This window comes from Streptomyces sp. NPDC053474, from assembly GCF_044544845.1.
Taxonomy (GTDB): domain Bacteria; phylum Actinomycetota; class Actinomycetes; order Streptomycetales; family Streptomycetaceae; genus Streptomyces.
This window is the reverse complement of sequence record NZ_JBITXV010000014.1, coordinates 1-14,944: the sequence shown is the minus strand read 5'-3', so window position 1 is coordinate 14,944 and position 14,944 is coordinate 1. Positions and strand designations below refer to the sequence as shown.

Annotated in this window: 15 protein-coding genes; 9 read left to right on the top strand and 6 right to left on the bottom strand. The window is 73.9% G+C overall.

Annotation, left to right across the window (positions count from 1 at the left end; genetic code table 11):
• The first annotated feature begins 19 nt into the window (after positions 1-19).
• Positions 20-202, top strand: coding sequence for an SCO1431 family membrane protein (locus ACIG3E_RS29655; RefSeq protein WP_399622596.1), 183 nt, complete (start codon positions 20-22; stop codon positions 200-202).
• Here the strand turns inward: ACIG3E_RS29655 and ACIG3E_RS29650 are convergent.
• The 3 genes from ACIG3E_RS29650 to ACIG3E_RS29640 are packed head-to-tail and all read right to left on the bottom strand — an operon-like array spanning position 180 to position 2,707.
• On the bottom strand, positions 180-1,094 hold the full coding sequence (locus ACIG3E_RS29650) for a hypothetical protein (RefSeq protein WP_399622595.1): 915 nt from the start codon (positions 1,092-1,094) through the stop codon (positions 180-182). The genes ACIG3E_RS29655 and ACIG3E_RS29650 overlap by 23 nt on opposite strands.
• Positions 1,095-1,115: 21 nt before the next feature.
• Positions 1,116-2,195 (bottom strand): DUF6114 domain-containing protein, encoded by a 1,080-nt coding sequence (locus ACIG3E_RS29645; protein ID WP_399622594.1) that lies wholly within the window; start codon positions 2,193-2,195, stop codon positions 1,116-1,118.
• Entirely contained in the window at positions 2,186-2,707 is a 522-nt protein-coding gene (locus tag ACIG3E_RS29640; RefSeq protein WP_399622856.1) for a DUF6230 family protein, read from the bottom strand. Before ACIG3E_RS29640 ends, ACIG3E_RS29645 begins: the two co-directional genes overlap by 10 nt.
• 256 nt (positions 2,708-2,963) lie before the next feature.
• Between ACIG3E_RS29640 and ACIG3E_RS29635 the strand changes: the two genes are divergently transcribed.
• Positions 2,964-3,644: a TetR/AcrR family transcriptional regulator gene (locus ACIG3E_RS29635; RefSeq protein ID WP_399622592.1), complete on the top strand. Its 681-nt coding sequence runs from the start codon at positions 2,964-2,966 to the stop codon at positions 3,642-3,644.
• An 84-nt stretch (positions 3,645-3,728) separates the two neighbouring features.
• Here the strand turns inward: ACIG3E_RS29635 and ACIG3E_RS29630 are convergent, their stop codons facing one another.
• Positions 3,729-4,976: a glycoside hydrolase family 18 protein gene (locus ACIG3E_RS29630; protein ID WP_399622591.1), complete on the bottom strand. Its 1,248-nt coding sequence runs from the start codon at positions 4,974-4,976 to the stop codon at positions 3,729-3,731.
• Positions 4,977-5,383: 407 nt separating this feature from the next.
• On the opposite strand from ACIG3E_RS29630, the gene ACIG3E_RS29625 reads away from it, so the two are divergent.
• Positions 5,384-6,556 (top strand): acyl-CoA dehydrogenase family protein, encoded by a 1,173-nt coding sequence (locus tag ACIG3E_RS29625; protein ID WP_399622589.1) that lies wholly within the window; start codon positions 5,384-5,386, stop codon positions 6,554-6,556.
• Here the strand turns inward: ACIG3E_RS29625 and ACIG3E_RS29620 are convergent.
• A complete protein-coding gene (locus tag ACIG3E_RS29620; RefSeq protein WP_399622587.1) occupies positions 6,548-7,186 on the bottom strand; it encodes a hypothetical protein in 639 nt (212 codons plus the stop codon). The two genes, ACIG3E_RS29625 and ACIG3E_RS29620, sit on opposite strands and share 9 nt — an antisense overlap.
• A gap of 294 nt (positions 7,187-7,480) precedes the next feature.
• On the opposite strand from ACIG3E_RS29620, the gene ACIG3E_RS29615 reads away from it, so the two are divergent.
• Both ACIG3E_RS29615 and ACIG3E_RS29610 read left to right on the top strand, forming a co-directional pair.
• Complete coding sequence (locus tag ACIG3E_RS29615; RefSeq protein ID WP_399622586.1) at positions 7,481-8,608, top strand: hypothetical protein; 1,128 nt, start codon at positions 7,481-7,483, stop codon at positions 8,606-8,608.
• 41 nt (positions 8,609-8,649) lie between these two features.
• Positions 8,650-9,741, top strand: coding sequence for a phosphotransferase family protein (locus ACIG3E_RS29610; protein ID WP_399622584.1), 1,092 nt, complete (start codon positions 8,650-8,652; stop codon positions 9,739-9,741).
• 51 nt (positions 9,742-9,792) lie between these two features.
• On the opposite strand, the gene ACIG3E_RS29605 is transcribed toward ACIG3E_RS29610, so the two are convergent.
• On the bottom strand, positions 9,793-10,242 hold the full coding sequence (locus ACIG3E_RS29605) for a hypothetical protein (protein ID WP_399622583.1): 450 nt from the start codon (positions 10,240-10,242) through the stop codon (positions 9,793-9,795).
• A 386-nt stretch (positions 10,243-10,628) separates the two neighbouring features.
• On the opposite strand from ACIG3E_RS29605, the gene ACIG3E_RS29600 reads away from it, so the two are divergent.
• The 4 genes from ACIG3E_RS29600 to fxsA all read left to right on the top strand — a co-directional run bounded on the left by ACIG3E_RS29600 (position 10,629) and on the right by fxsA (position 14,799).
• A complete protein-coding gene (locus ACIG3E_RS29600) occupies positions 10,629-11,069 on the top strand; it encodes an Lrp/AsnC family transcriptional regulator (protein WP_366794143.1) in 441 nt (146 codons plus the stop codon).
• A gap of 99 nt (positions 11,070-11,168) precedes the next feature.
• Positions 11,169-12,809, top strand: a complete 1,641-nt coding sequence (locus ACIG3E_RS29595; RefSeq protein ID WP_399622581.1) for an amidohydrolase — start codon at positions 11,169-11,171, stop codon at positions 12,807-12,809.
• 548 nt (positions 12,810-13,357) lie between these two features.
• Complete coding sequence (locus tag ACIG3E_RS29590; protein WP_399622579.1) at positions 13,358-14,161, top strand: polyprenol monophosphomannose synthase; 804 nt, start codon at positions 13,358-13,360, stop codon at positions 14,159-14,161.
• 47 nt (positions 14,162-14,208) lie between these two features.
• The gene (gene fxsA / locus ACIG3E_RS29585) at positions 14,209-14,799 is read left to right on the top strand and encodes an FxsA family membrane protein (protein WP_399622578.1); all 591 of its coding nucleotides are present in this window, start codon (positions 14,209-14,211) and stop codon (positions 14,797-14,799) included.
• Positions 14,800-14,944 lie beyond the last annotated feature (145 nt).

Genomic DNA, 14,944 nt, shown 5'->3' with positions numbered 1-14,944 from the left:
CGACGTATCGAGAGTTGCCATGACCGCGAGCTCCGCCACCGCCACCGTTCTCCAGACCCACGAGGGGCTCCGGGCCCGTGCGGGGCTCCGGGCCCGCACCGGCGGCCCCCAGGAGGACGGGCCGAGGCTCCTGGAGCACCTCCTCGGCTGGACGCTCGTCGTCGTGCTCGCGATGCTCGTCACCCAGACCGGTCTGATGTGACCCCCGCCACGCCCGGGGCGGCGCTCGCGTCGAGGTCCGCCCGCCAGTGCCGGTGCGGTACGCCCACCAGGTCGTAGAGCCGCCGTACGGGCGAACGCCGCGGCAGCAAGGCGACACCCGCGAGCACCGCGAACAGCGGCAGGCCCAGGAGGGCGCCGAGCAGCCGCACCAGCGCGCTCGCGGCCACGGCGCCGAGGAACGGCAGGCCGTAGACCCCGGCCGCCGCGATCGCCACGGCCAGGACGCGGTGCACCTTGCGGTCCTCGTCCGCGCCGGGCAGCGACCAGCCCTCGACGAGCCAGCCGATCTGTGTGATCAGCATGGTGCCGATGACGGCCGCGCCGAAGACGAGCAGGGCGAGGAACGTGCCGGAGGTCAGGAAGTCCAGGGCGTTGTTCACCACGCTGTCCCGCGGCCAGTCGGCCCAGTCGCGGGCCCCGGGGGAGAGGAACCGCTCGTAGCCGCTGCCGTCCCAGCCGTGCACCAGCGTGCCGAACAGCAGGAAGTAGCCGCCCACGCACTGGAGGTAGGCCCAGTAGCCCGCGCCCACCAGGACCAGGACCTGCGCCGCGAGGAACCCGAGGACCGCCCCGAGGGGGATGCCGCCCGCGTAGAGCAGGACGAAGCCCGCCCACACCCCGCCGTGCCCGTCGGCGACGTGCATGGTCGCCCAGGACGGGTTCTGCCACAGCACGAAGAGCCCCGTCGGCACCATGAGCACGGCCGCGAAGAGCAGGGTGAGCGCCAGATAGGGGTTGGCGGCACGGCTGCGGGTGCGCGGGCCCTCGCCCGCGTTGATCCGCTCCCACACCTGGAGCTGGCGCCCCGCGGCGAGCGCGAAGGTCGCGCCCGCCGCGTACGCCCAGAACAGCGCTGCCTGGATCTGGATCACGATGACCTCCCAGGTGGCCTCTCAGGGGTGCGCCCGCAGGCTGAGCCCGCCCGCGGTGATCACGTCCGAGGTGACCAGGGCCTGCTCGGCGCTCACGTCGGTCATGAAGACGAACGGCGGCACCAGCGGCGGCACCGGAAGCCGGTCGGGCGTGAACGTCAGGCACAGCAGGCCCTCGATGCAGCCCTTGAACTTGGTCAGATACAGGGTGACCTTGCCGCTCAGGTCCAAGGTGTCGGCGCCCAGGGCGAGTTCGCGGCCGCCGTCGCGGGTGCGCAGCCGGTAGTCGGTGAGGGAGGCCGCGTTCATGTGCAGCACCATCACCTTCAACGGCCCGTCGGCGGTGGGGATCTCGCGCACGCCCGCGACGATGAAGCCCTTCGGCGCGAAGAGCGTCGTCGTGACGGTCGGCGGCGTCCGCGCCGCCACCACGGGCGCGTCACCGGGCGCCCGCGGGGCCGCGTGCGCCCCGCCCACGGCCCCGCCCGCCGCCCCGCCGACGACTCCGCCCGCCGCCCCGCCGACGACTCCGCCCGCCGCCCCGCCCACGGCTCCGCCCACGGGGACGGCCTTCGCCGGAGCCGCGCCCCACAGCGCCGCCCCGGCGAGGACCACCGGAAGCAGCACGGCGAGGGTCCGCGTGCCCTGCCCGTCGCGGAGCCCGGGGCGCCGCGCCTCCTCCTGGCCGTCCTCGGGCACCGGCGTCCACCCGAAGCCCATCGCGCTGCCCACGATGCCGAGCAGCATGCCGACCAGGAAGCCGCCGAGGTTGGTCGCCGCGAACGACAGGACCGACAGGATCAGCGCGTTGACGGACACGTAGTGGTGCGCCTGCGGCAGCAGCCACAGGAACAGCCCGGCGGCCATCAGGGCGATCCCGATGCCGATCGCGGCGATCCCGCCGAGCCCGAGGCTCACCAGGACCGTCAGCGGCGACAGCGGTACGACGAGGAGTTCCGCCCCGCCCAGGACGAGCAGCAGGCCGCCCCAGAACGGGCGGGTGCGCCGCCAGCCGCGCACCGCCCGGCGCACCTCCCGCAGCGGCAGCCGTTCGTCGAGCCAGCCGCCCTCGCGCGGCGCGCCCGGCCCGCTCAGAAGCACTTCTTGCCGTCCAGGCTGACGTCCACCCGCATGCCCTTGAGGCGGAAGTTGCCGCCGGTGGCCGACCAGGCGTGCGACCTGACCCCGGACACCTCGATGTCCCCCGCCTGGAGGCCGAACTTGCCCTTGTCGCCCTTGACCCCGGGCACCTCGTCGAGCGTGGAGGCGTCCCGGCCGATCTGGGCGGTGCCGAAGCGGGCGTCGCCGACGAGGTCCTCGGCGTCGATGATCAGGTTGCTGGCGGTGACGTTGCCCGCGTCGCCGCCCGCCGTCAGCTTGAACACCACCGTGCCCAGCGGCGTCTTGACCGAGGCGGACTGACAGATGTCGGACAGGGTGGCGTCGCCGATGCCGAGCAGCGCCACCGGGTGGCCCTTGCCGTCGACGCTCCGGTCGGTCTCCACGTAGCTGGCCAGACCCTGGCTCGTCAGCTTGCCCGACGAGACCTGGAAGCTGGTGCCGGAGACCGCGAAGGACGCGGCGAGCGCGCCCTCCGCCATGATCGACGCCATCGCGCCGACCGCCACGAACGCGGGCAGCGCGATGACGGCCGTCTTCTTCCAGTTGGTTCTGCCCTCGGGGGCGGCCCCCGCTCCGGGCCGCTTGGATGCGCTCACTGTCTTCCTCCCGTACGAGTCAGCCGTACCGCGGGTGCGTCAGGGGAGTGCGTTACAGGGCGCCGTCGGGAGGGCCGCGCCGTTCCGGGCAGGCGGCGAGGGTCTGCCATACTGCGGCCCATCCCAAGGCAGTTGGAGACTAGGGCCGAAATTGAATAATAGTCAACAGCGCGGTAGCGACCGTTCCACCGACGCTGACCGCCCGCAGGCACGCGGCACCGACCGCTCCATGGCGCGCCGCGCCGAACTCATCACCATCGGCCGGAAGCTGTTCGCCGACAGGTCCTACGACGCGCTCTCGATGGACGACATCGCGAGACAGGCGCGGGTCGCCAAGGGGCTGATCTACTACTACTTCAAGTCCAAACGCGGGTACTACCTGGCGATCATCGAGGACTCGGTGGCCGACCTCGTGGAGCGGGCGGCCGGGGACACCGAACTCCCGCCCCTGGAGCGGGTGCACCGCACCATCGACGGCTATCTGCGCTACGCCGAGCACCACCAGGCGGCCTACCGCACGATCGTCAGCGGCGGCGTGGGCTTCGACGCCGAGGTGCACGCCATCCGCGACGGCGTGCGCGAGACGATGGTCGGCACGATCGCCGAGGGCGCGTACGGCCGCGGCACGGTCCCCGCGCTCGCGCGCACCGCGCTGCTCGGCTGGCTGTGCAGCGTCGAGGGGATCACGCTCGACTGGATCGGCCGCGGGGGCGGGGCGGACGAGCGGGAGCTGCCCCGGGACACGGTGCGCGAGCTGCTGGTGCGCACGCTCCGCGAAACCCTGAACGTCATCGAGGAGTTCGAGCCCGGGTGCCCGGCGCCGCCGCCGTGAGACGACGTCCGCGACCCCGCGGACGTGACATGGCGAAGGGGCGGGAGCCCGCCGACTCCCGCCCCGATCGCCCGCTGCGGACGGCTAGTTGATGGCCTTGATCAGCTCGCCGTTCGAGGTGTCACCGCTGAGCTCCCAGAAGAAGGTGCCTCCCAGGCCCTGCTGGTTCTTGTAGCTCATCTTCCCCGCGATGGTGGCCGGGGTGTCGTAGCTCCACCAGTTGGTGCCGCAGTGCGCGTACGCGGTCCCGCCGACCGTGCCGTTGGCCGGGCACTTGGTCTTGAGCACCTTGTAGTCGTCGATCCCCTGCTCGTACGTGCCCTGCGCGGGCCCCGTCGCGGTGCCGCCCGGTGCCTTCTGGGTGACGCCGGTCCAGCCGCGGCCGTAGAAGCCGATGCCGAGCAGCAGCTTGTCCGCGGGGATGCCGAGGCCCTTGAGCTTGGCGATCGTCGCCTGTGAGTTCCAGTCGGCCTTGGGGATGCCGGGGTAGGAGGTGAGCGGCGAGTGGGGCGCCGTCGGCCCCTTGGCGTCCCAGGCGCCGAAGAAGTCGTACGTCATCGGGTTGTACCAGTCGACGTACTGGGCGGCGCCCGCGTAGTCCGCGGCGTCGATCTTGCCGCCGGAGGAGGCGTCGGCCGGGATGGCGGCCGTGACCAGGTTCTTCGAGCCGAACTTGGCCCGCACCGCGGACATCAGGTTCTTGTACGCGGCCCGGCCGCTGGTGTCACAGCTCAGACCGCAGGCGTTGGGGTACTCCCAGTCGATGTCGATGCCGTCGAAGACGTCGGCCCACTTGGAGTTCTCGACCAGGTCGTAGCAGGACTGGGCGAAGGCCTGCGGGTTCTTGGCGGCCTCGGTGAAGCCGCCGGACCAGGTCCAGCCGCCGAAGGACCACAGGATCTTGAGGTCGGGGTGCTTCTTCTTCAGCTTGCGCAGCTGGTTGAAGTTGCCGCGCAGCGGCTGGTCCCAGGTGTCGGCCACGCCGTCGACGCTCTGGTCGGCGGAGTAGGCCTTGTCGGTCGCGGCGTAGGCGTCGCCCATCGTGCACTTGCCGCCCTGGACGTTGCCGAAGGCGTAGTTGATGTGCGTGAGCTTGTTGGCGGAGCCCGACGTCTCGACGTTCTTGACGTGGTAGTTCCGGCCGTAGACGCCCCATTCGGTGAAGTAGCCGACGACGCGTGAGCCCGCCTGGGCCTCGGCGGCCTTGGGGGCGGAGCTCTGGTCGGCCGTGGCGGTGCCCGCACCGGCGAGCAGGCCCGCGCCCAGGACGGCGGTACAGGCGGTGGCCACGAGCGCCCTGAGGCGGGCGCGGGGACGGTGTGGTCTTGGCATCGCTGTCTCCTCGTGGGGGAAGAGGGGAGCAAGGGGGATGGTGCTGTTGACCAAAGAACAGTCGCGCTTTGAATTGGCATGAACGCGAAGGATTCCGTGCCGCTGGACTCTAGGGAGGACTAGACCATTGCGTCAATGGTTCGGACCAATTCCCGTTCTCCCTGGCCCTCGTGGCAGGGGCCCGCGCACCCCGTGACATGGCTGATTCGAAGATCGGAAAGCGGCCGGGAGAACCCGTGACGCCATGCCGCCGATCGGGCATACTCAACGCGCCACCGTCGCTGGTCAGCAGCTTCCGCGATCCGGAAGGGCAGCATCGGCGTGGCAGTGTCCCGGCGGCGTCGTCACACCCCGTGCGCGCGTCCGCTGCAAGCCCCCGACAGGGGAACAGGGGAGAGGAGAGCGGGATGCCCGACGGAGCCGTGCAGCCGGTGGAACGCCAACTGCCCACACAGGAGGCCCAGGATCTGCTGGCGCTGGTCCGCGAGCTGGTCCAGCGGGAGATCGCCCCGCACGCGGTCGACGAGGAGGCCGCGGGACGCTTCCCGCGCGAACTCTTCGCGCTGCTCTCGGAGTCGGGCCTGCTCGGGCTCCCCTACGACTCCGCGTTCGGCGGCGGCGACCAGCCCTACGAGGTGTACCTCCAGGTCCTCGAAGAACTGGCCGCGGCCCGCCTCACGGTCGGCCTCGGCGTCAGCGTGCACTCCCTGTCCTGCCACGCCCTCGCGGGCTACGGCACCAAGGAGCAGCGGGCCGAGCACCTGCCGCGGATGCTGGGCGGCAAACTCCTCGGCGCCTACTGCCTGTCGGAGCCGTCCTCCGGCTCCGACGCCGCCTCGCTGCGCACCAAGGCGGTGCGCGACGGCGACGACTGGGTCCTCACCGGCACGAAGGCCTGGATCACGCACGGCGGCGTCGCCGACTTCTACACCGTGCTCGCCCGCACCGGCGGCGAGGGCGCCAAGGGCGTCACGGCCTTCCTGGTGCCCGGGGACGCGCCCGGCCTCTCGGCGGCCGTCCCGGAGAAGAAGATGGGCATGAACGGCTCGCCCACGGCGCAGCTCCACTTCGACGGGGTCCGCGTGCCCGACGCCCGCCGCATCGGCGACGAGGGGCAGGGCTTCGCGATCGCCCTGTCCGCGCTGGACTCGGGGCGGCTCGGGATCGCGGCGTGCGCGATCGGCGTGGCCCAGGCGGCGCTGGACGAGGCCCTGAGGTACGCGACCGAGCGCCGGCAGTTCGGGCGGCCCATCGCCGACTTCCAGGGCCTGCGCTTCATGCTCGCCGACATGGCGACGCAGATCGAGGCGGGCCGGGCGCTGTATCTGGCCGCGGCCCGGCTGCGGGACGCGGGCAAGCCGTTCTCCAAGCAGGCCGCGATGGCCAAACTCCTGTGCACCGACGCCGCGATGAAGGTCACGACGGACGCCGTGCAGGTCCTGGGCGGCTACGGCTACACCGCCGACTTCCCGGTCGAGCGCTATATGCGCGAGGCCAAGGTCCTCCAGATCGTCGAGGGCACCAACCAGATCCAGCGCATGGTCATCGCCCGCCACCTCGCGGGCCCCGACTCACGCTGATCCGGGCCGGAGCCCGAAGGAGCTCTGCGGGGCGGGGCTGATCAGCAGCCGGGGGTCCGGCCCTGCCGGGCGGGCGTCCCGCTCCGCGTCCGGGTCCGGGCCGGGATCCGGGGGGACCGGCGGGACCTGCGGGCGCCGGGCCCGGCCGTAGGGCTCGTGGCCGCCGATGGGCAGGGTGTCGTCACCGGCGCCGCGCATGCCGTACGGGGAACCCCGGCCCGTCTCGTACCGCGTGCCCGGCGCCAGGTCGTACGCGGAGCCGAAGGCCGTGTCCTGGCCCGTCCCGAAGTGGTCCGTGAACTGGCCGCTCGGCGCGGGCGGGGCCGCGAGCCGCACCCACTCGGGGTCGTGGCGCCCCGGCAGCGTCCGGCCGCGGTCGGCCCACTGGCGGATCAGCGCCCGGTAGATCGGCGGGTCCTGGGGCGGCGCGGGCTGCGGCGGGGGAGGGGGCGGCTGGTGCTGCGGGGAGTAGCCGGATGGTGCGTACGAGGTCTGGGGGGAGTACGGGGCCTGGTGTGAGTACGGCTGCTGCTGTGCGTAGGGGGATCGGTGAGGAACCGATTCTGCGGCGGGGGGACGCGGCGCCGGCGTGCGGCGGTGCTGGCCTGCCGGAGCATGGGTGGGGGTCATGTCCGGCCAACGCGCGGCCCCGTGGCCAGGTCACCATCGGGTCGAATCGAGAGTGCGTTCAGGGTCCGCCGTCGCGCGGCGCGCGCGTCGCACCGCACCAGCGCCGCCGTACGCGGCGGCACGCCGTCGCAGTCGCACGCGCCGACGGCGCCTCGCGCGCCCGCCACCCGGGTCGCGCGCGTCCGCCGCTGACACGTGTATGGCTCCCGCACAGCATCTGACGTACCGTCAACTCCGGTCCGGGCGCGCGCCGCCCGCGCCTTCCGAGCACCCTGTCCCCCAGGGAGGCACTCCGTGCCGGACGACCGTCCCGTGCCCCTCGACGAGTACCCCGTCCACCAGGTCCCGCTGTCCATGAAGCACGTGGCCACCGGCGACCGCAACGCCTATGACCGGTGCATCTTCCACCTCTTCGACCACCGGGGCCGGGCCCTGCTGATCCTCGGCCTCGGCGTCTATCCGAACACGGGCGTCATCGACGCGTACGCCACCTTGCGCACCGGAGATACGCTGCACGCCGTACGCGCCTCCGACGCGCTCGGCGACGACCGTATGGAACTCTCCGTCGGCCCCCTCCGCATCGTGGTCGAGGAGCCCCTGCGCAGACTCCGTCTGACGTGCGCCGCCGACCCCGACGACGCGGCCTCGCTCGGCTACGACCTCACCTGGCACGCCGACTTCCCGGCCCTGTGGGAGCCGCACCACCTCCAGCGGCGCGGCGACCGGCTCACCCTCGAAGGCCGCAGGTTCGTCCAGGCGGGCCACTGTGCCGGAACGATACGCCTCGGCGGCGAGGAGATCCCGGTGACGGCCGGGGAGTGGACGGCGACCCGGGACCGCAGCTGGGGCGTGCGGCCCATCCCCGGCGAGGAGGGCGGCCGCCTCGCCGAGGAGTACCCCACGGACGGCTTCCACTGGATCTGGTGCCCGGTGCGCTTCGACGACCGCTTCCTGATGGTCATCACCCAGGAGGACGCCGACGGCTACCGCACCCTCAACGACGCGACCCTGGTCCGCCCCGGCGACCGCGACCGCCAGCTCGGCTGGCCCCGCGCCGACGTCGCCTACCGCTCCGGCACCCGGCACCCCGAGGCCGCGGTCATCCACCTGACCGACCCGCTGACCCACAAGCCGCTGGAGCTCGGCGTCGAGGTCCTCACCTCGCTGCCGCTCGCCGTCGGCGCGGGCTACCCGCCCGCCGACGACTGGCAGCACGGCACCTGGCGCGGCCGCTCCTGGTGCGAGCGCCGCTCCTACGACCTGTCGGACCCCGCGGCCCACCCCCTCGCCGCGTACGGCGTCGTCGACCACGCGGCCCGCTGCACCCTCGACGGCCGCGTCGGCCACGGCATCTTCGAGCACGGCACCTTCGGCCGCCACGACCCCAGCGGCTTCACCGGCTTCGGCTCCGTCGCGCCCTGACCGGCGCCCGCGCCCGCCCCCCCCCCGAGAGGAGCGCCGCCATGGCCACCACGCCCCGGCCCCGCACCAGCACGCGCGACCCCGAGGCGCTCGCCCGCCGTCTGACCGACTGGCTCGGGGCGCGGCTGCCCGGCGCCAGGGCCGTCGACGTGAGCGTGCCCGAGTCCAACGGCATGTCGAGCGAGACGCTCCTGTTCACCCTCGACCACCCCCGGCCGCCCGTGCGCGCCTGCGCGGCCCGGCTCGCGGCGGACCCGGCCGCGTACACGGTCTTCCCGGTGTACGACATGCCACGCCAGTACCGCACCCTGCGGCTCGTGGCCGAGCGCACCGACGTGCCGGTGCCGCGGGTGCTGTGGCTGGAGGAGGACCCGGCCCCGCTCGGCGCGCCGTTCTTCGTGATGGAGCGCGTCACGGGCCGGGTGCCGCCCGACGTCATGCCGTACACGTACGAGGGCAACTGGCTGCACGCGGCGAGCGACGCCGAGCGCGCGCACCTGGAGGACGCCACGATCCGCGTCCTGGCCCGGCTGCACGACCAGGCCCCGGCCGGCGATGCGGCGTTCCTCGCGCTGCCCGGCGACGGCGATCCGCTGCGCCGCCACGTGCGGGCGCAGCGCGCGTACTACGCGTGGGTGGTGCGGGGCCTGCCCCGCTCACCCCTGATCGAGAGCGCCTTCGCGCGCCTTGCGGACCTGTGGCCCACCGACCCCGGCGAGACGGTCCTCAACTGGGGCGACGCCCGCATCGGCAACATCGTCTACGAGGGCTTCGACCCGGTCGCCGTGCTCGACTGGGAGATGGCCTGCCTGGGGCCGCGCGAGGTCGACCTCGGCTGGACCGTGTATCTGCACCGGTTCTTCCAGGACCTGACGGCGGGCTTCGGGCAGCCCGGCCTTCCCGGCTTCCTGCGCCGCGACCGCGTCGAGGACCGCTATGCCGAGCTGACCGGCCACCGGCCGCGCGACATGGACTTCTACACGCTGTACGCGGCGCTGCGGCACGCCATCGTCATGCTGCGCGTCGCCCACCGGCAGGTGCACTTCGGGGAGGCCGTGGTGCCGGACGACCCCGACCGGCTGATCCTGCACCACGAGAGCCTCGCGGCGATGGTGCGCGGCGACTACTGGTGACGGCCCGCCGGTGGTTGACGGGCCGCCACCGCTGTCTGCCGGAGCGGCCGGTCAGGCCGCGCGGCCGAGCTGCCGCTGCCGGGGCACCCGGATCGGGCGTGAGCCGGGCCCGCCCACGTGCGAGAACGGCTGCGTGCGCCAGTCCAGGCCCTGGGGGAGCGTCAGGAGCCGGGCGGTGTCCTGCTCCTGGGGCTCGGGCGACTCGTCCGCGGACTCGGCCTCGGCCGCGGGGCGGCCCGTGCCCGCGCAGACGGTGAGCCCGAAGGGGTTCCACGGCGTGGGGCACAGGGCGTGCTCGGGCAGGACGTCCTCGTCCGCCAGGAGCGCGATGGGCTGCCCGCAGTCCGGGCAGGTCACGTGGTACATCTCCAGGGTGTCGTAGGCGTCGAACTCCTCGTCCTCGGCGTCGGTGGGTTCGACGCCCTCCGGTGCGGGTTCGAGCAGTTCTACGGCCTGCTGCTTACGGCGCGCGGTACGACCGGGGCGCTTCAGGTTATGCATGGGAATCTCCCCCTCGGGTGGGCCGACAAGGCACTGCGGCCTCGACCACAGCAAGCACTTCCCGTCCCGTCCTGGCGGTAATCGCGGCACTTCCACGGACCCGCCCCCTGATGTGTGGTGTTCGTCACATGTCGGATGAAGATGCCGCTGTGCGCGGGGCGGCTCCCGAGGCGTGCGCAGGTATGCGGACGTGCGAGGAGTCATGCGGAGCGATCCCCTCCCGCGGCCCTGGCCGCCGCCGCGTCCGTGGCACCGGGAGCCAGGGCCGCGGGCGCCCTGCTCGCGCCGCTCCGGGCCCCGCGCGGGCGGCGCCCGGGGCCCGTCCCGGTGCCGTTCGGGTGTCCCTCAGGTATCGGCGGGGATCAAGGGCACTGTAGGTTCGGCGCATGGAGGAGCTGGACCGACAGATCGTGCAGCTGCTCGTCAAGGACGGGCGGATGAGCTACACCGACCTGGGCAAGGCCACGGGCCTGTCCACGTCTGCCGTGCACCAGCGGGTGCGCCGGCTCGAACAGCGCGGGGTGATCCGCGGGTACGCCGCGGTCGTCGACCCCGAGGCCGTCGGCCTGCCGCTCACGGCCTTCATCGCGGTGAAGCCGTTCGACCCCAGCGCGCCCGACGACATCGCCGAACGCCTGGCCCCGGTGCCCGAGATCGAGGCCTGCCACAGCGTGGCGGGTGCGGAGAACTACCTCCTGAAGGTCCGGGTCGCCACCCCGCACGAGCTGGAGAACCTGCTGGCCAGGCTGCGCTCGCTCGCCGGGGTCTCCACCCATACGACCGTCGTCCTCTCCACGCCCTACGAGGCGCGGCCGCCGCGGATCTGAGGCCCGCGCGGGGCCCGCCCGCCCCGTGCCCGGCCGGTGGTCCGGGCGCCGCTCCACCCCGGCGGCACGGCGCCCCCGCGCAGGCGCGAGACTGTCCCCATGAGCGAGCGCACCACCCCCGCGAGCGGGCACCGCACCGTCCTGCTGCGCGGCGGAGAAGTCCACAGCCCTGCCGACCCCTTCGCGACCGCGATGGTCGTCGAGCGCGGCCATGTCGCCTGGGTCGGCTCCGAGGGCGCGGCCGACGCCTTCGCGGACGGCGTCGACGAGGTCGTCCACCTCGACGGCGCCCTCGTCACCCCCGCGTTCACCGACGCCCATGTGCACACCACGGGCGCCGGTATCGCGCTCACGGGCCTGGACCTCTCCCGGGCCGGGAGCCTGGCCGAAGCGCTCGTTCTCGTCCGCGAACACGCCGCCGCGCGCCCGGACGACCGCGTGCTGCTCGGCCACGGCTGGGACGCCGCCCGCTGGCCCGACGGCCGTCCGCCCACGCGCGCGGAGCTCGACGAGGCCACCGGCGGCCGCCCGCTGTACCTGTCGCGCGTCGACGTGCACTCCGCCGTCGTCACCACCGCCCTGCTGGACCTGGTGCCCGGCGTCGCCGAGGCGGCCGGGTACCGCGCCGACGCGCCGCTGACCGCCGCCGCCCACCACGCGGTGCGCGAGGCCGCCCACGGGGCCCTCACGCCGCTCCAGCGCGCCGAGGCCCAGCGCGCCGCGCTCCGCCGCGCCGCGTCGCTCGGCATCGGCTCCGTGCACGAGTGCGCGGGCCCCACCATCTCCAGCGAGGACGACTTCACCGGGCTGCTGCGCCTGGCCGCCGAGGAGCCCGGGCCGCGCGTCGTCGGCTACTGGGGCGAGCTGGGCGCCGAAGGCGTCGCCCGCGCGCGGGAGCTCGGCGCCCGGGGCGCGGCCGGTGACCTCTTCGTGGACGGCTCGCTCGGCTCGCACACGGCCTGGCTGCACGAGCCGTACGAAGACGCGGCCGCCGCCGACCACACCGGCAACGCCTACCTGAGCGCCGCCGACGTCGCGGACCACGTCGTCGCCTGCGCCGAGGCGGGCCTTCAGGCGGGCTTCCACGCCATCGGGGACGCCGCCGTGACCGCCGTGACCGACGGCGTGCGCGCCGCCGCCGACAAGGTCGGCCTCGCCCGCGTGCGCGCAGCCCGGCACCGCGTCGAGCACGCCGAGATGCTCACCCCCCAGACCATCGCCGCCTTCGCCGAGTTCGGCCTGACCGCCTCGGTGCAGCCCGCGTTCGACGCGCTGTGGGGCGGCGACGGCATGTACGCCCGGCGGCTCGGCGCGGAGCGCGCCCGCGCCCTCAACCCGTACGCGGCCCTGCTGCGCGCCGGTGTGCCGCTCGCCTTCGGCTCCGACTGCCCGGTGACCCCGCTCGACCCGTGGGGCACCGTGCGCGCCGCCGCCTTCCACCACACCGCCGAGCAGCGGGTGTCCGTGCGCGCCGCCTTCACCGCCCACACCCGCGGCGGCTGGCGGGCCACCGGCCGCGACGACGCGGGCGTCCTGGTGCCCGGCGCCCCCGCCGACTACGCCGTGTGGCGCACCGGCGAGCTCGTGGTCCAGGCCCCCGACGACCGGGTCGCCCGCTGGTCCACCGACCCGCGCTCCGGCACCCCGGGCCTGCCCGACCTGACGCCCGGCACCGAGCTGCCCGTCTGCCTGCGCACGGTGGTCGCCGGAGAGACGGTGTTCGTACGGCCGGGCGAGTGACGCCGGTGCGGCCGCGCGGCTCCGAACGGGGCCACGCGGCGCGTCGCGCGCGGCCGGGCCCCTCGCCACTGACCTGCTGATCTACGGAAACCGCGCAGGTCACACGGCTATTGACAGACGGCCGATGTGCACGGGTAGTTTCGGCGCGTCCACCACAGGACGTCCGACCGGTGAACCTGCACGCAGTCGTCGAACGCCGCTGGGCCACGGGTGGCGCGCCGCACCGGCGCACCGCCACAGGGAGCCAGGTCCAGCGCCCGCGACGCCCGGGCGCGGGACGCGATCACCGGGGCAAGGGCGTCCCTCCCGCTCCCTGGGAGCCAGGGGGAGGTGCGACCCGGGTGGGGCCCGGACGCTCAGTAGACAACGGCTCTCGGTCGATCCGCAGCCAGCGGGTCCCAGGCCGGCCCGAAGGGCACCGGGCCCCTACCCGCAGGATCGCTTCCGCACCGGCGGCGCCCCGGCGCGGGGGCCGGACCCGTGGCGTCGCGAGAGCCCCAGGCACGGGCCACTATGGTGGTCCCCTGCGTACGAACGAAGGGGCAGTAGTGAGCAACGGCGGCGGGATCAGCGAAGCAGCGGACGCGGGGCGGCAGTTCGGCCCGCTCGGCCAGGCCTTGGTGATCATCCCGACCTACAACGAGGCGGAGAACATCCAGGCGATCGTGGGCCGGGTGCGCACCGCTGTGCCCGAGGCGCACGTGCTCGTCGCCGACGACAACAGCCCCGACGGCACCGGGAAGATCGCGGACGAGCTGGCGGCCGAGGACGACCACGTCCACGTGCTGCACCGCAAGGGCAAGGAGGGCCTCGGCGCCGCCTACCTCGCGGGCTTCTCCTGGGGCTTGGAGCACGGCTACGGCGTCCTGGTCGAGATGGACGCCGACGGCTCGCACCAGCCCGAGGAGCTGCCGCGCCTGCTCACCGCCCTCAAGGGCGCCGACCTGGTGCTCGGCTCGCGCTGGGTGCCGGGCGGACGGGTCGTCAACTGGCCCAGGTCGCGCGAGTTCCTCTCCCGTGGCGGCAGCACGTACTCCCGGCTGCTCCTCGACGTGCCGATCCGCGACGTCACCGGCGGCTACCGCGCCTTCCGCCGCGAGACCCTGGAAGGGCTCGGGCTCGCCGACGTGGCCTCCCAGGGCTACTGCTTCCAGGTCGACCTGGCCCGGCGGGCCGTCAAGGCCGGGTACCACGTCGTGGAGGTGCCCATCACCTTCGTGGAGCGGGAGCTCGGCGACAGCAAGATGAGCCGCGACATCGTCGCGGAGGCGCTGTGGCGGGTCACTGCCTGGGGCGTGGGGGAGCGGGTCGGCAAGGCGCTTGGCCGCAAGCCGTCCGACCCCCGCTCCTGATCACCCTGCTTATCCCGGTCTGAGCCGGGGCCAGGCACACTGGGAGCATGACGACTGGCGCACCGCCTCCCCTCAAGCCCGCACGGCCCCGGCGCTCCCGCGTCCTCAGGTTCCTGCCCCTCGGCATCGCCGCGTGGCTGGTCCTGGAGATCTGGCTGCTCACCGTGGTGGCGGGCGCGTCGAGCGGACTGACCGTGTTCCTGCTGCTCGTGGGCGGCCTGGTGCTCGGCTCCTTCGTCATCAAGCGGGCCGGGCGCCGCGCCTTCATGAACCTGAGCGAGGGGCTGCGCCAGCAGCAGCAGGGCCTGGCGCCCGCGCCGGACCAGGGCGGCGGCAGCGCCCTGACCATGCTCGGCGGGCTCCTCATCATCCTGCCCGGCCTGATCTCGGACGTCCTGGGTCTGCTGCTGCTCGTGCCGCCGCTCCAGAAGGTCCTCAGCCGCAGCGCCGAGCGCGCCTTCGAGCGCAAGCTCACCGCGGCCGCGGCGGCCGCCCCCGGTGGCCTCGGCGACGCCTTCCAGCAGGCGCGCATGCACCGCCCCGACGGCAAGGTCGTCCAGGGCGAGGTGATCCGCGAGGACCAGCCCCCGGCGCGTCCGAACGGCCGCCCGGACGGACCCCAGCTTCCCCGCTCGTAAGCCCTTTGCCCTGGGTGGATACGCGACGAGGGCCGGGGGCGGGGGGGGGGGGGGGGGCCGCCCCCCCGCGGTATTGGTGTTAGACCCGCCCGCCCGAGGGACTGTCGGGGGGTGTGCCGGGGGGGCCCCCGGTTTATAGAGAGCC

Coding starts and splice junctions, on each gene's coding strand:
- ACIG3E_RS29640 (WP_399622856.1), bottom strand. CDS start 2,707: ATGGCGTCGATCATGGCGGAGGGCGCGCTCGCCGCGTCCTTCGCGGTC.
- ACIG3E_RS29620 (WP_399622587.1), bottom strand. CDS start 7,186: ATGACCCCCACCCATGCTCCGGCAGGCCAGCACCGCCGCACGCCGGCG.
- fxsA (WP_399622578.1), top strand. CDS start 14,209: ATGACGACTGGCGCACCGCCTCCCCTCAAGCCCGCACGGCCCCGGCGC.
- ACIG3E_RS29610 (WP_399622584.1), top strand. CDS start 8,650: ATGGCCACCACGCCCCGGCCCCGCACCAGCACGCGCGACCCCGAGGCG.
- ACIG3E_RS29595 (WP_399622581.1), top strand. CDS start 11,169: ATGAGCGAGCGCACCACCCCCGCGAGCGGGCACCGCACCGTCCTGCTG.
- ACIG3E_RS29600 (WP_366794143.1), top strand. CDS start 10,629: ATGGAGGAGCTGGACCGACAGATCGTGCAGCTGCTCGTCAAGGACGGG.
- ACIG3E_RS29630 (WP_399622591.1), bottom strand. CDS start 4,976: ATGCCAAGACCACACCGTCCCCGCGCCCGCCTCAGGGCGCTCGTGGCC.
- ACIG3E_RS29605 (WP_399622583.1), bottom strand. CDS start 10,242: ATGCATAACCTGAAGCGCCCCGGTCGTACCGCGCGCCGTAAGCAGCAG.
- ACIG3E_RS29655 (WP_399622596.1), top strand. CDS start 20: ATGACCGCGAGCTCCGCCACCGCCACCGTTCTCCAGACCCACGAGGGG.
- ACIG3E_RS29625 (WP_399622589.1), top strand. CDS start 5,384: ATGCCCGACGGAGCCGTGCAGCCGGTGGAACGCCAACTGCCCACACAG.